This is a genomic window from Empedobacter sp. UBA3475 (genome assembly GCF_002378465.1).
GTDB classification, from domain to species: Bacteria; Bacteroidota; Bacteroidia; order Flavobacteriales; family Weeksellaceae; genus Empedobacter; species Empedobacter falsenii_B.
In genome coordinates this window covers 12,173-28,060 of record NZ_DFRA01000021.1, presented here as the reverse complement: position 1 = coordinate 28,060, position 15,888 = coordinate 12,173, and the positions used below count along the sequence as shown (strand labels likewise).

Below are 15,888 nucleotides of genomic sequence, written 5' to 3'. Positions count from 1 at the left end.
CATTATGAGCATTCCAAACAATTTAAAGTACAGTAAAGATCACGAGTGGATTTCTGTAGAAGGAGATGTAGCAACAATCGGTATTACAGCTTTCGCACAAGGAGAGTTAGGAGATATTGTTTATGTTGACGTAGAAACAGAAGGAGAAACTTTAGGTCAAGAAGAAGTATTTGGAACAGTAGAAGCAGTAAAAACAGTTTCTGACTTATTTATGCCAATTAGCGGTGAAGTTGTAGAATTTAACACTGAATTAGAAGGTGAGCCAGAATTAATCAACACTGATCCTTACGGAAAAGGGTGGATTATCAAAGTAAAAATTGAAGATGCTTCTCAATTAGATGCTTTATTAGACGCAGCTGCTTACGGAGAATTAATTGGTGCATAAGACAAAAAAAATAATATTCTTTGCATATGTAGCGTTGGTGTTTTATCTGACGCTACTTCCACAAGAAAATTTCTCGAAATTAAGCACAATCAAAGAATTAGAAATCTTTTTGGAGATTGATAATTTAGATAAAATTGTACATTGTGGAATGTTTGGGATGATGACGATTTTGTTATTTGTCGCATACAAAATAACAACTCTGCGCTTGATGATAATTCCGTTTTTGGTAAGTTTTCTTATCGAAATTTTGCAAGGTATTTTAACATCACTTTATCGTAGTTTTGATTTTGTCGATTTAATGGCAAACTTATCCGGAATCTCCCTCGCATATATCGCAATAGCATATTATTTACAACATAAAAAAACTCAGTAGTATTACTGAGTTTTTTGTTTTTCTTATCTTTTTGACTTATTCAAGTGTAAACTAAGAAAATGTCATTCCGACGTTAGGAGGAATCTTCGATTCTTCATTCTACTAACGTTTTATTCAGAATGACATTTATACGTAAGTCATATTGAACTCGTTTCAACATCACATCAAAATAAAAAAAAGCAACCTTTCGCTTGCTTTTATATTGAAAAAATTAATTGTGCTTACCGCTTAGTTCATCAACTCCTCAGGAATATCACATATCGGAATTGGAACCATTTTATGTTGGTTAATACGATTTAATCTGGAATAAATCTCGAATACTTCTTTTTCTCTACCTTCAAATTCATTTGCAGTTTTTCCAGCTTCTTTCGCTTTCATTGCCCATTCTAATTCATCGTAATTTGCACCTAATTGATCTTCATCCGAACGATCATCACCAAACAAACCATCTGTTGGTTTTGCTTTTTGAATATCTGTATTAACTCCTAAAAACTCAGCAATTTTATACACTTCCGATTTCATCAAATCAGCAATTGGACTAAGATCTACACCGCCATCACCATATTTCGTATAAAAACCAACGCCAAAATCTTCGACTTTATTTCCTGTTCCTGCAACCAAATAATTGTGTAAACCAGCAAAATAATAAAGTGTTGTCATACGCAAACGAGAGCGTGTATTGGCCAAGGCTAAATTCACTTTATCCGTTGTTTCCGTTTCTGGTAAAGCCAAAACCATTGCATCAAAAGTTGAGGTTAAATCAACTTCTATCGAATCGATTGGCGACGAAAACTTATTTTTTAACCATTCAATATGACGTTTTGCTCTATCCGCTTGATTTTTTTCTTGATGAATTGGCATTTCCAAATTAAGTAAAGGGGAGCCTGTCATCGCACAAAGTGTTGAGGTTACAGCCGAATCAATTCCGCCCGAAATTCCAATCACAAAGCCTTTTTGGTGCGCTGTTTCCAAATAATCTTTCAACCAAGAAACAATATATTCTACAACTTTTTCAGTTTGCATAGTTTAATAATTTATTTCAAAGATAGCAGATTATGAAAAAAATTAGGGTTGAAAATACTACAGATTATTTTACTATTTTTGTTAGCTAAATAACCAAGCAATGAAATTTGTATATGGCTTAGCTTTTGCGAGTTTAATTTTATTTACTGCGTGCAAAAAAGAAAAATCGTGGGAAGTGGATGTCAAAGAACAAAATGTTCAGTTGAATATTCATGATATCAGCCAAGATTTTTTTAACGATTCGATTCCTTTAGCGACTTTACGAAAAGATTATCCTTTCTTTTTTGATGCAAAAACTGCGGATGATGTATGGGAAAGTCAACGTCGTAATAAAGAAGAATTGAGTATTTATGGACAATCTCGAAAGGTTTTTGGAGATTTTAAAAACTTAAATGAATCGTTAACTCCGATGTTTCAACGTTACCAATTTTATTTTCCAGAATATAAAATTCCGACGGTTTATACCTATTCATCAGGTTTACAAAATATAGATTATCCTGTGATGTTTAGTCAGCAATCTGGCTTGATGTTTATTGCGATGGATGCGTATTTGGGGTCAAAGAATAAATTATATGATAGCATTGGCGTAGAACGTTATTTACGCACAAATTTAGATTTTAATCGTTTGCCTTCTCAAGCTGTTGATGCAATTGCGAATGATGTGGTAACATTTAGCCCAAGAAATCAATTATTTATTGATAAAATGATTTATGAAGGGAAGAAATTGATTTTGCAAGATGCATTGTTAACAGATACACCAGACGAATATAAAGTTGGTTACACGCCAGAACAAATTCAGTGGTGTATTGAGAACGAAGGTCAAATTTGGAACTTTTTTGTGGAGCAAAATTATGTATTCAGTTCAGATGCTTCTTTGGATAAACGCTTTTTAGCAGTTAGTCCATTTTCAAAATTTAATAATGAAATAGAACAAGATTCTCCAGGAAGAATTGCGGCTTGGATTGGTTTGCAAATTATTCGCCAATACATGAAAGAGAATCCGAAGGTAGAATTGAAAGCTTTGTTAGATGATATGGATGGTCAAAAAATCTTCAAAGATTCTAAATATAAGCCAGCTTTAGAAAGTAATAATTCAACAAATTATACAACAAAAACAATTGATGGTAAAGTTTACCATTTTGTGAAATAAACTAATAATTAGAAGTTATGAGAACAACAAATATTACGGTAGAGATTGAATTGGACGAAAATCACGTACCAGAAAAAATGACTTGGAATGCACCAGACGGTGGAATTAGTCACGAAGAAACAAAAGCAATGTTACTTTCTGTTTGGGATGATAAAGCAAAAGAGGCTTTGCGTATCGATTTGTGGACAAAAGAAATGACACAAGATGATATGAAACGTTTCTTTCACCAAATTTTAATTTCAATGTCTAGTTCTTACGAAAGAGCAACAGAGGAAAAAGAAGTTGCAGAAAGAATCGCTGCTTTTGCAGAAGAATTCGCAATTGCTTCAAAAATTAAAGGTTAAGATTTTAACCAAATAAAAACTTTAAGTCGAATTTCGTAACATTTTGGTTAGAAATTCGACTTATTTTATATCTTTAATTTTCTGACAAGAATAGTCTATGAAACAATTATTTTTTACTTTACTATTTATTACTTCTCTTCCTTCGTTTGCCCAAGAAGGATGGACAATTGAAAAATGTATTGAATATGCTTCGAAAAATAATTTGACTGTTCAACAGAATACCATCAACCAAGAAATTTTTAATAAAAATTTAGAATTAACCTATAACGCTTGGTTGCCAACGGTTTCGGGTTATGTAGATACTAACTTTACTATCGGAACTTATAATCCAACAATAGAAAAGGGATATTATCAATTTGCGCATTCATTTGGCGTACAATCTAGCATCAATATTTACAATGGTGGAGTTGTTCAATTGAATAAAGACAAAGCTGCTTTGGAATTAGAAGCGTCGAAAGTACAAACTGCGATGACGATAAATGATATTTCGTTACAAGTTGCAAATTATTATTTGGCGGTTTTATTGAACAAAGAATTGAAACAAGTTGCAGTAGGAAATCTAACTATTTCGAAACAATTATTGGATCAAAATCAAAAGAAATTCAAAGCTGGTTCAGTAGCTCAATCTGTTGTTGCTCAATCTGAATCTGAAGTCGCGACAAATACACGTGAAGTGGTAAATGCACAAATCGAAATAGAGCGTGCATTGTTCAATTTAGCGATGTTGTTGCAATTAAATGATTACCGAAATTTTGCTGTAACTGATGTCAAAATTCCAGATAATGTAACGTCTCAATTGTATAATTTGGATGATGTGGTAGAAACGGCTTATCAAAATCAGCCTTCTGTAAAACATGCCGAATTGCAAATTGATGTTGCTGCGAAAGAAACTCAAATCGCGCGAACTTCATTATTTCCAAAAGTGACAGGAAGTTTCAATTTCGGAACGAATTATCTACAATATTTCAATAAAAGATTACGTCAAGATGCATTATTAGAGCAATTAGGACATAATGTAACAGGCGTTTTTGGAGTTGGTGTGAGTATTCCAATTTGGAATCAATATTCCTATAAAATTAATATTCAGAAAGCATTAATCAACGAGGATTTAGCAAAAGTTGATCTTTTACAATCGAAACAAGATGTGTTGAAAAACGTTCAGTCGGCTTATTTCGAATTAAATAGTTCGTTTGCGTCATATGAATCATCGAAAGAAGCGGTAAAATATGCGAAAATTTCATACGATTTTGCGCAAAAATCTTACAATGCTGGAGTTATTAATCAATATGATTTTAACCGTTCGCGTAATGACATGATGGTTGCAGAATCGCAAATGTTGCAAGCGAAATACAACTACATTTTCAAACAAAAAGTATTAGATTTCTATGCTGGCGTTCCTATTACGTTGGAAGGGAAATAAAAGTTAAATAAAGCTTATGAAAAATATATTTTTATTGTTCTTATTCAGTTTTTTATCGTGTTCAAAAATAGATGAGGTTAAAGATAATACTATTCAGAAAGTAAAAAATAAAGCATCAACTACGACTGAAGTTGTGTGGAAAAAAGGTATTGACAAACTATTTCAAAATACTACAGCTATTAATTCCATTAAATTAGGAGATGTTTATGGTAAAGGTTTAATATTTGAAATTAAAAATCAAAAAGGGGTTAAAATGGATTTTTTAGGAGGTTTTTATCAATGCTTTTTTAAATATCAATCAGATAAAAATGATTTATTCAAATTTTTAAATGATTTGAAAACAGATAAAGCTGACATTTCGGATAATGAATTAATGAAAACAAATGAAGTTACAATTTTAGAGAAAATAAATTTTATCAAGAGTAAATTTCCTGAAATATATAATAAACTTGATTTTTTTACAGAATTTAATAATATAGGAGAATTAGAATATTATCAAATTGCGAAATATCCTCATTATAATATCCTTATATACGATAAATCAAATAATACTTTTTATCATTTCGTAGAAAATTATCAGGATTAACTCCATTTCCGATAGAAAATCATCTTATCAAACATAAATCATCTAACTTTCGTGATGTATCTTTGCAGCATGGCAACAATCTTAAATTTAGAAACTTCAACAAAAAATTGTTCGGTTTCGATTGCTAAAGATGGCGTTCAACTATGTTTGGTTGAAGAAAGTGATGAAAATTATGCACATGGCGAAAAACTGAATCAGTTTGTGGATTGGTGTGTGGAAGGTGCGCAAATAAATTGGAAAGATATCGAGGCGGTTTGTGTTTCAAAAGGTCCAGGTTCTTACACAGGTTTGCGTATTGGCGTTTCGTCTGCTAAAGGTTTTGCATATGGTTCTGATATTCCATTGATGGCGATTAATTCGTTGCAAATTTTGGCGGAATCACAATTGAATCAAGAGGTCGATTATATCATTCCGATGATTGATGCAAGACGAATGGAAGTCTATACAGCTTTGTTTGATAAGCAAGGAAATCAGTTAACAGAAACAGAAGCTAAAGTAATCGATGAAACTTCTTTTGAAGAATTGAAAGGAAATAAAATTATTTTTGTGGGTGATGGAGCAGAAAAATGTCAAGAAGTTTTAGCGCATTTAGATGCTACGTTTATACAAACTTTTCCATCGGCAAAAGATATGATTCGTGTTGCGGAAGAAAAGTTTAATCAAAAATCATTTGAAGATGTTGCGTATTTCGAGCCATATTATTTGAAAGATTTTGTGGCAGGAAAAAAGAAATCTGAATAAAATAAAAAGAGATAATTTATGAAAAATCTTGTGTTGACAATCGCTTCATTATACGGAATGACGGCGGTTATATTAGGTGCTTTCGGAGCTCATGCGTTCAAGAAAATTTTGCCTGCAGAAAAATTAGCAAGTTTTGAAGTTGGGGTACGTTACCAAATGTATCACGCAATTGTTTTGTTAGCTGTTGGAATGTATTTTCAATTTAATAATTTATTAGAACGTTCTGCTGCTTGGTGTTTAATTGCCGGAACATTTGTTTTTTCTGTAAGTATCTATTTGTTGTCATTCGCAGAACATTGGAATGCAAACCTTAAATTTTTAGGACCAATTACGCCACTTGGAGGATTATTCATGATTATCGGTTGGGGTTTATTAGCTTGGATTTTTATGAAAGGAAGATAATTTTCTTTAAATTTATATAATTGTTAATCAGTTATATGAATTTGTGGAATAAATTATTGGTTGGATTATTATTTTTCCTTGCAATTAGTACAAAAGCGCAAGATAAATTAGTATTGACCACTCCTTTAATCTTTAAACATAGCAACTTTGAATTGAAATTGTTTAATAATCAACAATTCAAATACAAGTCGGTTTTTTATAACTGTATTGTAGAGTTAGATAAAAACGGTAAAGAAATCAATAATGCTAATTATGATTTTGCTGAAGGAACTTATCAAGTAATGGATAATAAATTAATCTTAACTGTAAAATCATCAAGCAGCTATTATTCCTTAGAAAAAGAATATTACTTTTTGATTCTTGATAAAAAGACTTTTTTGATTTCTAACAAAGATCGAAAAAATCTCAAAGAAGCAAGAATGCAAAGACCAAATAAATCTTTTCCGAATTATATTATAGATACGGATAATCGTAGAGAATATACATTTTATAGTACTGATCAAAAAGTAACTATCGAAGGTTACGAAAAAGATAAAATATATCAAATGTTTAAATAAAAAAGACACTTTATAAAGTGTCTTTTTCTATTTTTAATCTTTACCATTTATCATTTTAGAAACAATTCCAGAATTTTTATTGACTTCATCGATAATAACTCCAATGAGATGAATAAGAAAAAAGATAGGAAACCAATAAATTGCAGTTTTATGCAGTTCTTCCATTGGGTCTTTGTAAGTTCCATTTCCCCACATTAAATAAAATCCTGTCACAATATTAATTAGCATTAATAAATAGAAAATCATATAAATTATTCCCTGAAACTTTTCGGATGTTGAATGACTTTTCAAGGGATTAGGAAATCGGATTCCCTTTATCAGCATATAAACAATTCGGGCAGCAAAAAGACCTAAAGCGATATAAGCAAATATTTCGTGCCATTGCCACATTGGTTCTAAAGAACTTCTTCCAATTGTTTTTAAAGTAGCGTCAGAAATGTTTAAACCTTCTTTTGAAACTTCATTGGTAATTAAAGCAGAAAGATTTTTCTTGCTCATCCATTCCATTCTCAAAAAACCAGTTAAGAAAAGCATTATCATCGATATTCCGATTGTCCAATGTAATAATCGATGAGTTAAAGTAAACTTTTTCATAATTTATAGTGATTAAAAAAACCTCTCTAAATTGAGAGGTTTTTGTTGTATTTTTTTTATTCAAAATCGTCTTCTGTGAATTCGAATTCTTCAAATGTACATTCTATTTCGAAAGGAATATCTTTTTCAGATTCTTCTACAAAATCTTGCACTTCACCTTTCCAGTTCAAGGTCAAAATTCCTTTATCGTTTACACTAAAAGTTAATTCGTTGTTTACTGTTTCGTAATCTTCTTCCGAAACATTCAACGTTGTGTAATATACTTCCACAGTTTCACCTTCTTCGTCTTCTTCCTCGGCAAAACCGTAAGGAATAGAAACTTTTTTACCGTTTAATTCTTCTACAGATTCTACGTCCAAAGGAAAATCATCAATAAATAAAGAAAGTTGAGGAAAATCGTTTTGTAACGAATCGCCTTCTACGTGTTCTAAGTCATCAGTCGAATGTATTTCGACCAACAAACATTTTTTATTTCCTTGAAAAACGACTTTGCATAACGATTTTTCAATATTATAATTAAATGTTTCATCCGGATGGAAGAACTTAATTGTTTTCATTGTTTTGTTAATGTATGTTATTAATTATGAGTACGAATATAATTAAGTTCAATTAATTATCACAAAAAAAATGAGAGAAATTATATTTTTTCGCCTCTAAAACAAAAAAGCCATCTATCTAAGATAAATGGCTTCTATTATTTTATGAATATTCAATTCGATTATTTTGCAGCTTCTTCAGTTGCAGCAGCTGGTTTAGCTGATAAATCTACTTGTAATAAAACTTCGTCTTTTATGATAGAACCTCCAGCACCTACGAATGCAATTCCGAAATCTTTACGGTTAATTCCGAATTCTTCAGATTTGATTGTTACACCATTCGCATCAACAGTTACATTAGCTTTGAAAGTAACATTTTTAGGAACTCCACGGAAATCTAAGTTTCCAGAAATTTCTGAATTGTAATCTCCACCTTCTAAAGCTTTAACTCCTGTAATTTCGAAAGTTGCAGTTGGGAATTTTTCAACGTCTAAGAAATCAGCAGATTTTAAGTGTCCGTCTAATTTTCCTTTGCTTTCTGCATCAGCATCTAAATCTTTAGATTCGAAAGAAGCAAAATCAGCAACAAATTTCCCTGATTCTAAAACTCCATCGTGTACTTTTACAGAACCTTCTTTTAATTTTACAACTCCGTAGTGACCTTCTTCTGGTTTGTTGATATCGTCAAAAGTTTTTCCACCTTTCCAATTTACAACAGATGCAGTCGTATCAACAGCATATTCTGCAGCTCCTTCAGTTGATGTTGCTCCTTCTTGAGCTTCAGTTGCAGCTTTAGTTTCAGTTTTTCCTCCACAAGAAGTTAATGTAACAGCAGAAACAACAGCCAATCCTAAGAATAATTTTTTCATATTGCTTTTTTTAATTTTTTCTTTTACAAAACTATAATATAAATTAATAGTTGATATTGATTTATATCAATAAATGAAATAATTAAACAATTATTTCATATTGAATAAATCTAATACCTTAGCCAAACATAAGAAAAATTATTCAATCGTGCTAAACGTAAAACAACTCAGTTATAATTATCCAGATTTCGAAGAAAAAGTACTCGATAACATCAATTTTGCAGTTAACAAAGGCGAAGTGATAAGTATTATTGGGGAAAGTGGAAGTGGAAAATCAACTTTACTGAAATTGATTTATGGTTTGCTAGATTTTAAAGAAGGAGAAATTTACTATCATACTAAGATATTACGTGGTCCTGCTTATAATTTGATTCCAGGTCATAAAATGATGAAATACGTAGCGCAAGATTATGATTTGTTAGATTTTGTGACTGTTGGTGAAAATGTCGGAAAATTCTTAAGCAATTTTGATTTAGAACTTAAGCAACAACAAATTGACGAAGCGTTAATGGTGGTTGAAATGTTAGACTTTAAACATATTTTTCCAAATAAACTGAGTGGAGGTCAACGACAGCGTGTGTCTATTGCGCGAGCTTTGGCACAACAACCCGAAATTTTGTTGTTGGATGAACCTTTTTCTAATTTAGATCAAACATTAAAATTAACCATTCGAGAAAAAATTATGGATTGGTGCAAGGTGCATCAAATTACAGTGATTTTTACAACGCATGATTTGAATGATGCTTTTTATACTTCGGATAAAATTTTAGTTTTGCAAAACGGAAAAATGATTCAGTTTGATGAGGTCGAGAATGTGCGAAATTCTCCTGCAACAGCTTATGTGGCCAAACTTTTTGGTTATGTAAATGTGTTGGATGATTCGCAAGATTTAGGAATTGATTCGTCTAAAATTGTGATTTATCCAGAAGAAATTACAATTTCTGAAAATGGAAAATTTGAAGGAAAAGTAATTTCATCAAAATTTCAGGGAAGAGATTATTTGGTAAGATTTACATTCAAAAACATTGAATTGTTGATTTATTCTTCTCAAAAATTAATGAAAGATGAGTTGATACATTTTGAAGTTATAAAATTTCATCAATTATGCATTTAGAAAGTTTACAAGTAACGGAATTGTGTAGCGAACGATTAATTTTGATGCCGTTCACGATTTCCATTTGCGAAAATATATTACAGAATAATTATACCGAATTAGAGCAATTAAATTTAGTTAGAGGAAAAGGTTGGCCAGATGCAGATGTAATCGAAACATTGCCTCGAATTATTGTAAACTTGTCTAAAGTTGACGCACCAACAGGTTTCGAATCGTGGATGATTATCAAGAAATCAACACGAGAAATAATTGGTGACATTGGTTTTAAAGGTTATAATTTTGTTGGAAGAAGTTGTGATATTGGTTATGGAATTATCGAAGCAGAAAGAAAACAAGGTTTTGCCGTTGAAGCAGCTGCGGAATTGATAAATTGGGCATTTACAAAAGAAACTTTGGAAGAAGTAACCGCTTGTTGTTTGATAGAAAATATTGGTTCAACGAAACTTTTGACAAAACTAAATTTCACTGAATTGAGTCGAGATTCAACTATGATTTATTGGTCGTTGTTGAGAGAAAATAAATTGATTTAAAGAATAGATTTCTCGATAAACTTGGAATGATAATCTGATATAAAAAAAGCGAAATTCAAATTTAGAATTTCGCTTTTTTGTTTTTATTTATTCAACAAGAAATCTAAAACTTCTGCTGTAAAATCTTTCGGATTTTCGGCATGTAACCAATGTCCTGCATTTGCAATTTTCTTGATTTCCGCATTTGGAAAACGCTCTTTGATAATCATTTCATCTTCTGGCATAATGTAATTAGAATTTGCACCACCCAAAAATAAAGTTGGACCATCAAATTTGCCTTTTAACAATTCAGAACCAATCATCTCTTGGTAAAATTTCTCCAAAATAGCTAAATTGAATCGAAAAGCATATTTTCCATTCTCGGCATGATACACGTTTTTCAACAAAAATTGTCGCACACCAATTTCAGGAATATATTGTTCTAAAGTCGTTTCTACATCTTTTCGAGTTTCAACTTGATCAAAATTGACAGATTTCAATGCTTTGAAAATTGCATTATGATGAGGTTGATAAGCTTTAGGCGCCATATCCGCAACAATCAAATGATCTAATCTATTTTGATGAGTCATTGCAAAATCAATCACAATTCTTCCGCCAAGAGAATGTCCCAACAAATGTGCTTTTTCGATAGAATTTGCATCCATATAATTCACGATATCTTGCGTCATCGCTTCCAAAGAAGAATCTTCGCTATGAAAGCTACGTCCATGATTGCGCAAATCAATCAAATGTGTCGTAAAATATTCACCAAAATGTTTTCCTAATGTGCTCCAATTATCCAATTGCCCGAATAATCCATGAAAAACCAATAAATGTTTTTCACCAGAACCAACAATTTTACTATGTAAGATTTCTGCCATTTTTTACAAATTTGCTAATTCAATTTTACGTAAATACGCTTGTATCGTATTTTCTAAACCTAAATATAGAGCTTCAGAAATTAACGCGTGACCAATAGAAACTTCTGCAATTGTTGGAATTTCGCGAATAAAATATTCAATATTATCTAAACTCAAATCGTGTCCAGCATTTACAGCCAATCCATTTTCGATTGCTAATTTTGCCGTTTCTTTATAAGGAAGAATTGCGTCAAGATTTCCTAAACCGTATTGCGTCGCAAATTCTTCTGTGTACAACTCGATTCGATTAGCACCAGTTTTCGCAGCACTTTCAATTAAAGCAGGATTTGGATCTAAGAAAATAGAAGTTCTGATTCCAGCATCTTTAAACGTTTTAATCACATCTGTTAAATAATCAAAATGTTTGATTGTATCCCAACCAGCGTTTGATGTAATCGCATCTTCTGCATCAGGAACCAAGGTAACTTGTTCTGGTTTTGAGTTTAAAACCAATTCCATAAAACTATCAATCGGTTTTCCTTCAATATTAAATTCAGTTGTTACAACAGGTTTCAAATCGTAGACATCTTGGTAACGAATATGACGTTCGTCTGGACGCGGATGAATCGTAATTCCTTGTCCTCCGAATTCCTGAATTTTGATTGCCGCTTCTACAAGATTTGGCGTATTTCCACCACGCGCATTACGAATTGTAGCAATTTTATTTATATTAACACTTAATTTAGTCATGATTTTATATTATAATTTTTTTATATCAGAAAGCGAAATGCTTTGCATAATTTCTAAGTCAAATTTACGACAAGCTGTTAACAAATGATCGAAAATATCAGACTGAATTCTTTCAAACTCCAAATTGCTTGCCGAAGTTGTAAAACATCCAATTTCTAAGGGCATTCCAAGCGGAGAAACAGGTAATTGTTTTACGATAATTGGATCATTTTGCGAAACTGTTTTCAAACTTTTTAAATAATGTTCAACATAAATTCTAAAAACACCAATATTGGTTAAGTTTTTACCATTAATATCTAAATCAGAATTTTCAATGTTTTGATTATAGATAGAGATTTCGTGACGTTTTTGTTGAATATAATGATGAATTAAAGTAATATTTTTGAAACGATTTAACATTTCTTCGTTACAAAACTGAAACGAATTTACATTAAACGAAACAGAACGTTTTATTTGACGTGTTTCAGTTGCCAACATCGCCATATGATTGGTTACCTGAGACGATACCAAATCTACAGTTGGAACCGTTGCAATAGATTTATCAAACTTCTCAATTTTCACCAAATTGATGTTAATTTCTTTTACTGTTCCTTCAATATCGCCTTTGGAAACGGTAATCCAATCGCCAACTTTTACAATTTTAGAATAGGAGATTTGCAAACCAGAAACAAATCCGAAAATTGCATCACGAAAAATCAATAAAACAGCTGCGGTTAAAGCTCCGAGAACGGTAATAATTGTGTTTTTATCAACCGTAAACAAAATCATTATTCCAGAAATAATCGCAAAAAATGTGATAATAAACTTCAACATTTGTCCAAAAGTTCGCACTCCAATTGTTGTATAACTATTTTCTTCGTTGTACACATCAATAATTGTATTGATAACTCGGAAAATAAGTTGCGTAAAAACGATTAATGAAATAAGTTGTGTAATGCGTTGAACAACATGAAAAATATTTCCTTCATTCTTGAACAAAATAACATTCATGCTTAATGCAAAACTGATTGGAATGAGATGAATAGCTGAAACAAAGACTTTGTTTTTGTACAAAAACTTCAACCAATCGTTTTCGGTGAAATTTTTCAGTTTTTTTAGAAGCGGAAGAATAATAGCTCTTAGCACAAAATCTAACACAAAAAGAATAGCTATCCAAGAGACAATTTCTAAGAAATTAAAAAGATTTTCAGACAAATCAATTTTGAAATATTGATTGAAAAAAAATTTTACACCATCAGAAAATTCTTCATAAAAAGATTTATCTTGCATAAGCTGTTAATTGAGTTTAAATAGATTTGTTTGTGCAAAGTTACAGTTTTAAAAATACTAAAATAATGGATAACGATAGTATACTAAATCTTATTAGTGGAATTTTATTGGTTGTTGGTTTGGTCGGAACTGTTTTGCCAGTTTTACCAGGAGCACCTTTGGCATTGGTCGGATTATTGGTTTTCAAATTCAGTGGGGATTGTAGTTACAATTGGGGAACGATAATTATTGCAGGACTTTTTGTGTTATTAGGTGCGCTTTTAGATTATTTATTACCAGCTTACATGACCAAAAAATTAGGTGGAACAAAATATGGAATTTGGGGATCTATTATCGGATTAATTATCGGATTATTTTTTCCACCAATTGGTTTTATCGTAGGTCCTTTTTTGGGAGCATTATTAGGCGAATTAATTTTTACTGCGGCTTCGCCTAAAGTTGCATTAAAATCTGCTTTCGGATCTTTTGTAGGATTTATTTTAACAACAGGTTACGACATTATATTAACGTTAATATTTATCGGAATATTTGTATATCAATTGATGAATTAATCAGATTAAATGGTTGAAATTAGGTCAATAAAAAAAAATGACCTATATTTGCAAAGAATTTAAAGGAATAAATGGAGGAGGGCTGGTTATAGCTCTCTTTTTCGTTGTATATGGATTCAAGTAAAGTAAAACAGCTGATAGACGAAGCAATTGCGGAAAATCCGTCATTGTTTCTTATCGATTGGAAAATCACTCCAGATGATAAAATTGTAATTTTAGCAGATGGAGACGAAGGTCTTTCAGTCGAAGAAATTGTAAGAATAAGCCGACATGTAGAGCATAATCTTGATAGAGAAGAATGTGATTTTGCATTAGAGGTTTACTCTCCTGGTGTAGGAAGTAACCTAACCATGCCACGTCAATTTGCTAAAAATGTAGGAAGAACTTTAGAAGCTACATTAAATGACAAAGTGATGGAAGGCGAAATTGTAGAAGCCGATGAAGAAGGTGTTACAATTTTTTGGGAAGCACGCGAACCAAAACCTGTAGGAAAAGGAAAAATTACAGTAGAACACGAAGAAAAAATAAATTACGCTGACATTAAGAAAGCGATTATAAAAGTCACCTTTTAAAAAAATTAAAGTTTAATGGACAATCTTGCATTAATTGAATCTTTTGGAGATTTTAAAGACGATAAGAACATCGACCGTATTACGCTGATGGCAATCTTAGAAGAAACCCTGAAAAGTGTTTTGAAAAAGAAATATGGTACAGATGATAACTTTGATATTATTGTAAATCCTGATAAAGGAGACTTAGAGATTTGGCACAACCGTATCGTTGTAGAAGACGGTTTCTCAGAAGACGACGCAACAGATATCGAATTATCTGAAGCACGTAAAATTGAGCCAGATTTTGAAGTAGGTGAAGAAGTATCGGAAAAAATTCCGATCGAAGCATTAGGTCGTCGTGCGATTTTAACATTACGCCAAACATTGGTTTCTAAAGTAATGGAGCATGATAACTCTAATTTATACGAGAAATTTAAAGGTTTAATTGGAGAAGTAGTTTCGGGAGAAATCCACTATGTACGTCACAAACAAGTGATTATTATGGATGATGAACAAAACGAAATGATTTTACCAAAAGAAAATCAAATACCATCAGATTTTTTCAGAAAAGGAGATACATTACGTGCAGTTGTAGATGACGTAAAATTAAGAGGAGCAAAACCTCAAATTATTTTATCTAGAACATCACCAAAATTCTTAGAGAAATTATTTGAACAAGAAATTCCAGAAATTTTAGACGGATTAATTACAATCAAAAATGTAGTTCGTATCCCTGGAGACAAAGCAAAAGTTGCAGTAGAATCTTACGATGATCGTATCGATCCAGTAGGAGCTTGTGTCGGAATGAAAGGATCTCGTATCCATTCAATTGTACGCGAATTACGTAACGAGAATATCGACGTAATTAACTACACAAATAACATGAGTTTGTTTATTCAACGTGCTTTAAGCCCAGCTAAAATTTCGAATATCGAAATTAATGAAGAAGAAAACAAAGCCTTAGTTTACGTAAATGCAGACGAAGTTTCGAAAGCAATTGGTAAAGGAGGTTACAATGTTCGTTTAGCTTCTAAATTAGTTGGAATGGAAATTGATATCTTCAGAGAAGGAGCCCAAGACGAAGACGTAGAATTATCAGAATTCTCAGACGAAATCGATGCATGGGTAATCGATGCATTTAGTGCTATCGGGTTAGATACTGCCAAAAGTATTTTAGAACAAGATGTTGATGATTTAATTAAACGTACGGATTTAGAAGAAGAGACGATCTTAGACGTAATCCGTGTGTTAAAAGAAGAGTTTGAAGATTAATTCATACTCAAGTCATAAACAATTCATACATT

General features: G+C 31.7%; 21 protein-coding genes. 14 read left to right on the top strand and 7 right to left on the bottom strand.

Features of this window, described 5'->3' with window-relative positions:
* Positions 1–4: 4 nt before the first annotated feature.
* Entirely contained in the window at positions 5–385 is a 381-nt protein-coding gene (gene gcvH / locus B3I31_RS05025; RefSeq protein ID WP_038335019.1) for a glycine cleavage system protein GcvH, read from the top strand.
* Complete coding sequence (locus B3I31_RS05020; protein ID WP_291059681.1) at positions 378–758, top strand: VanZ family protein; 381 nt, start codon at positions 378–380, stop codon at positions 756–758. Before gcvH ends, B3I31_RS05020 begins: the two co-directional genes overlap by 8 nt.
* A gap of 228 nt (positions 759–986) precedes the next feature.
* Here the strand turns inward: B3I31_RS05020 and nadE are convergent, their stop codons facing one another.
* Positions 987–1,781 carry an NAD(+) synthase gene (gene nadE, locus B3I31_RS05015; protein WP_286495309.1) on the bottom strand — a complete coding sequence of 265 codons (795 nt, stop codon included), beginning with the start codon at positions 1,779–1,781 and terminating at the stop codon, positions 987–989.
* A gap of 100 nt (positions 1,782–1,881) precedes the next feature.
* On the opposite strand from nadE, the gene B3I31_RS05010 reads away from it, so the two are divergent.
* From B3I31_RS05010 to B3I31_RS04980, 7 genes are all read left to right on the top strand, one after another.
* Positions 1,882–2,931, top strand: a complete 1,050-nt coding sequence (locus tag B3I31_RS05010) for a gliding motility protein, GldB (protein ID WP_219033845.1) — start codon at positions 1,882–1,884, stop codon at positions 2,929–2,931.
* A 17-nt stretch (positions 2,932–2,948) separates the two neighbouring features.
* Entirely contained in the window at positions 2,949–3,275 is a 327-nt protein-coding gene (gldC, locus tag B3I31_RS05005) for a gliding motility protein GldC (protein WP_038335027.1), read from the top strand.
* A gap of 97 nt (positions 3,276–3,372) precedes the next feature.
* Complete coding sequence (locus B3I31_RS05000) at positions 3,373–4,695, top strand: TolC family protein (RefSeq protein WP_219033844.1); 1,323 nt, start codon at positions 3,373–3,375, stop codon at positions 4,693–4,695.
* Positions 4,696–4,711: 16 nt separating this feature from the next.
* Positions 4,712–5,281, top strand: coding sequence for a hypothetical protein (locus tag B3I31_RS04995; protein WP_291059682.1), 570 nt, complete (start codon positions 4,712–4,714; stop codon positions 5,279–5,281).
* 69 nt (positions 5,282–5,350) lie between these two features.
* On the top strand, positions 5,351–6,022 hold the full coding sequence (gene tsaB / locus B3I31_RS04990; RefSeq protein WP_221854258.1) for a tRNA (adenosine(37)-N6)-threonylcarbamoyltransferase complex dimerization subunit type 1 TsaB: 672 nt from the start codon (positions 5,351–5,353) through the stop codon (positions 6,020–6,022).
* Positions 6,023–6,040: 18 nt separating this feature from the next.
* The gene (locus B3I31_RS04985) at positions 6,041–6,424 is read left to right on the top strand and encodes a DUF423 domain-containing protein (RefSeq protein ID WP_286495307.1); all 384 of its coding nucleotides are present in this window, start codon (positions 6,041–6,043) and stop codon (positions 6,422–6,424) included.
* A 35-nt stretch (positions 6,425–6,459) separates the two neighbouring features.
* The gene (locus B3I31_RS04980; RefSeq protein ID WP_286495306.1) at positions 6,460–6,981 is read left to right on the top strand and encodes a hypothetical protein; all 522 of its coding nucleotides are present in this window, start codon (positions 6,460–6,462) and stop codon (positions 6,979–6,981) included.
* Positions 6,982–7,014: 33 nt separating this feature from the next.
* Here the strand turns inward: B3I31_RS04980 and B3I31_RS04975 are convergent, their stop codons facing one another.
* From B3I31_RS04975 to B3I31_RS04965, 3 genes are all read right to left on the bottom strand, one after another.
* Positions 7,015–7,575 carry a cytochrome b/b6 domain-containing protein gene (locus B3I31_RS04975; RefSeq protein ID WP_221854255.1) on the bottom strand — a complete coding sequence of 187 codons (561 nt, stop codon included), beginning with the start codon at positions 7,573–7,575 and terminating at the stop codon, positions 7,015–7,017.
* Positions 7,576–7,631: 56 nt separating this feature from the next.
* A complete protein-coding gene (locus tag B3I31_RS04970; RefSeq protein WP_038335039.1) occupies positions 7,632–8,132 on the bottom strand; it encodes a hypothetical protein in 501 nt (166 codons plus the stop codon).
* A 161-nt stretch (positions 8,133–8,293) separates the two neighbouring features.
* Complete coding sequence (locus B3I31_RS04965; protein WP_291059683.1) at positions 8,294–8,980, bottom strand: YceI family protein; 687 nt, start codon at positions 8,978–8,980, stop codon at positions 8,294–8,296.
* A 100-nt stretch (positions 8,981–9,080) separates the two neighbouring features.
* Between B3I31_RS04965 and B3I31_RS04960 the strand changes: the two genes are divergently transcribed.
* Together B3I31_RS04960 and B3I31_RS04955 are read left to right on the top strand one after the other, a co-directional pair.
* A complete protein-coding gene (locus B3I31_RS04960; RefSeq protein WP_291087677.1) occupies positions 9,081–10,094 on the top strand; it encodes an ABC transporter ATP-binding protein in 1,014 nt (337 codons plus the stop codon).
* Complete coding sequence (locus B3I31_RS04955; protein ID WP_180905287.1) at positions 10,085–10,624, top strand: GNAT family N-acetyltransferase; 540 nt, start codon at positions 10,085–10,087, stop codon at positions 10,622–10,624. The genes B3I31_RS04960 and B3I31_RS04955 overlap by 10 nt, the downstream gene beginning before the upstream one ends.
* Positions 10,625–10,707: 83 nt before the next feature.
* Here the strand turns inward: B3I31_RS04955 and B3I31_RS04950 are convergent, their stop codons facing one another.
* Genes B3I31_RS04950 through B3I31_RS04940 form a run of 3 tightly spaced genes read right to left on the bottom strand, consistent with a single transcriptional unit; the run spans position 10,708 to position 13,482 of the window.
* Positions 10,708–11,484: an alpha/beta fold hydrolase gene (locus B3I31_RS04950; protein WP_291059685.1), complete on the bottom strand. Its 777-nt coding sequence runs from the start codon at positions 11,482–11,484 to the stop codon at positions 10,708–10,710.
* Positions 11,485–11,487: 3 nt separating this feature from the next.
* Positions 11,488–12,213, bottom strand: a complete 726-nt coding sequence (locus B3I31_RS04945; RefSeq protein WP_291049654.1) for a pyridoxine 5'-phosphate synthase — start codon at positions 12,211–12,213, stop codon at positions 11,488–11,490.
* A 9-nt stretch (positions 12,214–12,222) separates the two neighbouring features.
* Entirely contained in the window at positions 12,223–13,482 is a 1,260-nt protein-coding gene (locus B3I31_RS04940) for a mechanosensitive ion channel family protein (protein ID WP_291049651.1), read from the bottom strand.
* A gap of 65 nt (positions 13,483–13,547) precedes the next feature.
* Between B3I31_RS04940 and B3I31_RS04935 the strand changes: the two genes are divergently transcribed.
* From B3I31_RS04935 to nusA, 3 genes are all read left to right on the top strand, one after another.
* A complete protein-coding gene (locus tag B3I31_RS04935; protein WP_125350498.1) occupies positions 13,548–14,033 on the top strand; it encodes a DUF456 domain-containing protein in 486 nt (161 codons plus the stop codon).
* Positions 14,034–14,143: 110 nt separating this feature from the next.
* Positions 14,144–14,605, top strand: coding sequence for a ribosome assembly cofactor RimP (gene rimP / locus B3I31_RS04930; RefSeq protein ID WP_291049648.1), 462 nt, complete (start codon positions 14,144–14,146; stop codon positions 14,603–14,605).
* 15 nt (positions 14,606–14,620) lie between these two features.
* Positions 14,621–15,856, top strand: a complete 1,236-nt coding sequence (nusA, locus tag B3I31_RS04925; protein ID WP_280037281.1) for a transcription termination factor NusA — start codon at positions 14,621–14,623, stop codon at positions 15,854–15,856.
* Positions 15,857–15,888 lie beyond the last annotated feature (32 nt).

Bases quoted from the DNA above. Each gene is read 5' to 3' on its own strand.
- gcvH (WP_038335019.1), top strand. From the start codon at position 5: ATGAGCATTCCAAACAATTTAAAGTACAGTAAAGATCACGAGTGGATT.
- nadE (WP_286495309.1), bottom strand. From the start codon at position 1,781: ATGCAAACTGAAAAAGTTGTAGAATATATTGTTTCTTGGTTGAAAGAT.
- B3I31_RS05010 (WP_219033845.1), top strand. From the start codon at position 1,882: ATGAAATTTGTATATGGCTTAGCTTTTGCGAGTTTAATTTTATTTACT.
- gldC (WP_038335027.1), top strand. From the start codon at position 2,949: ATGAGAACAACAAATATTACGGTAGAGATTGAATTGGACGAAAATCAC.
- B3I31_RS05000 (WP_219033844.1), top strand. From the start codon at position 3,373: ATGAAACAATTATTTTTTACTTTACTATTTATTACTTCTCTTCCTTCG.
- B3I31_RS04995 (WP_291059682.1), top strand. From the start codon at position 4,712: ATGAAAAATATATTTTTATTGTTCTTATTCAGTTTTTTATCGTGTTCA.
- tsaB (WP_221854258.1), top strand. From the start codon at position 5,351: ATGGCAACAATCTTAAATTTAGAAACTTCAACAAAAAATTGTTCGGTT.
- B3I31_RS04985 (WP_286495307.1), top strand. From the start codon at position 6,041: ATGAAAAATCTTGTGTTGACAATCGCTTCATTATACGGAATGACGGCG.
- B3I31_RS04980 (WP_286495306.1), top strand. From the start codon at position 6,460: ATGAATTTGTGGAATAAATTATTGGTTGGATTATTATTTTTCCTTGCA.
- B3I31_RS04975 (WP_221854255.1), bottom strand. From the start codon at position 7,575: ATGAAAAAGTTTACTTTAACTCATCGATTATTACATTGGACAATCGGA.
- B3I31_RS04970 (WP_038335039.1), bottom strand. From the start codon at position 8,132: ATGAAAACAATTAAGTTCTTCCATCCGGATGAAACATTTAATTATAAT.
- B3I31_RS04965 (WP_291059683.1), bottom strand. From the start codon at position 8,980: ATGAAAAAATTATTCTTAGGATTGGCTGTTGTTTCTGCTGTTACATTA.
- B3I31_RS04955 (WP_180905287.1), top strand. From the start codon at position 10,085: ATGCATTTAGAAAGTTTACAAGTAACGGAATTGTGTAGCGAACGATTA.
- B3I31_RS04950 (WP_291059685.1), bottom strand. From the start codon at position 11,484: ATGGCAGAAATCTTACATAGTAAAATTGTTGGTTCTGGTGAAAAACAT.
- B3I31_RS04945 (WP_291049654.1), bottom strand. From the start codon at position 12,213: ATGACTAAATTAAGTGTTAATATAAATAAAATTGCTACAATTCGTAAT.
- B3I31_RS04940 (WP_291049651.1), bottom strand. From the start codon at position 13,482: ATGCAAGATAAATCTTTTTATGAAGAATTTTCTGATGGTGTAAAATTT.
- B3I31_RS04935 (WP_125350498.1), top strand. From the start codon at position 13,548: ATGGATAACGATAGTATACTAAATCTTATTAGTGGAATTTTATTGGTT.
- rimP (WP_291049648.1), top strand. From the start codon at position 14,144: ATGGATTCAAGTAAAGTAAAACAGCTGATAGACGAAGCAATTGCGGAA.
- nusA (WP_280037281.1), top strand. From the start codon at position 14,621: ATGGACAATCTTGCATTAATTGAATCTTTTGGAGATTTTAAAGACGAT.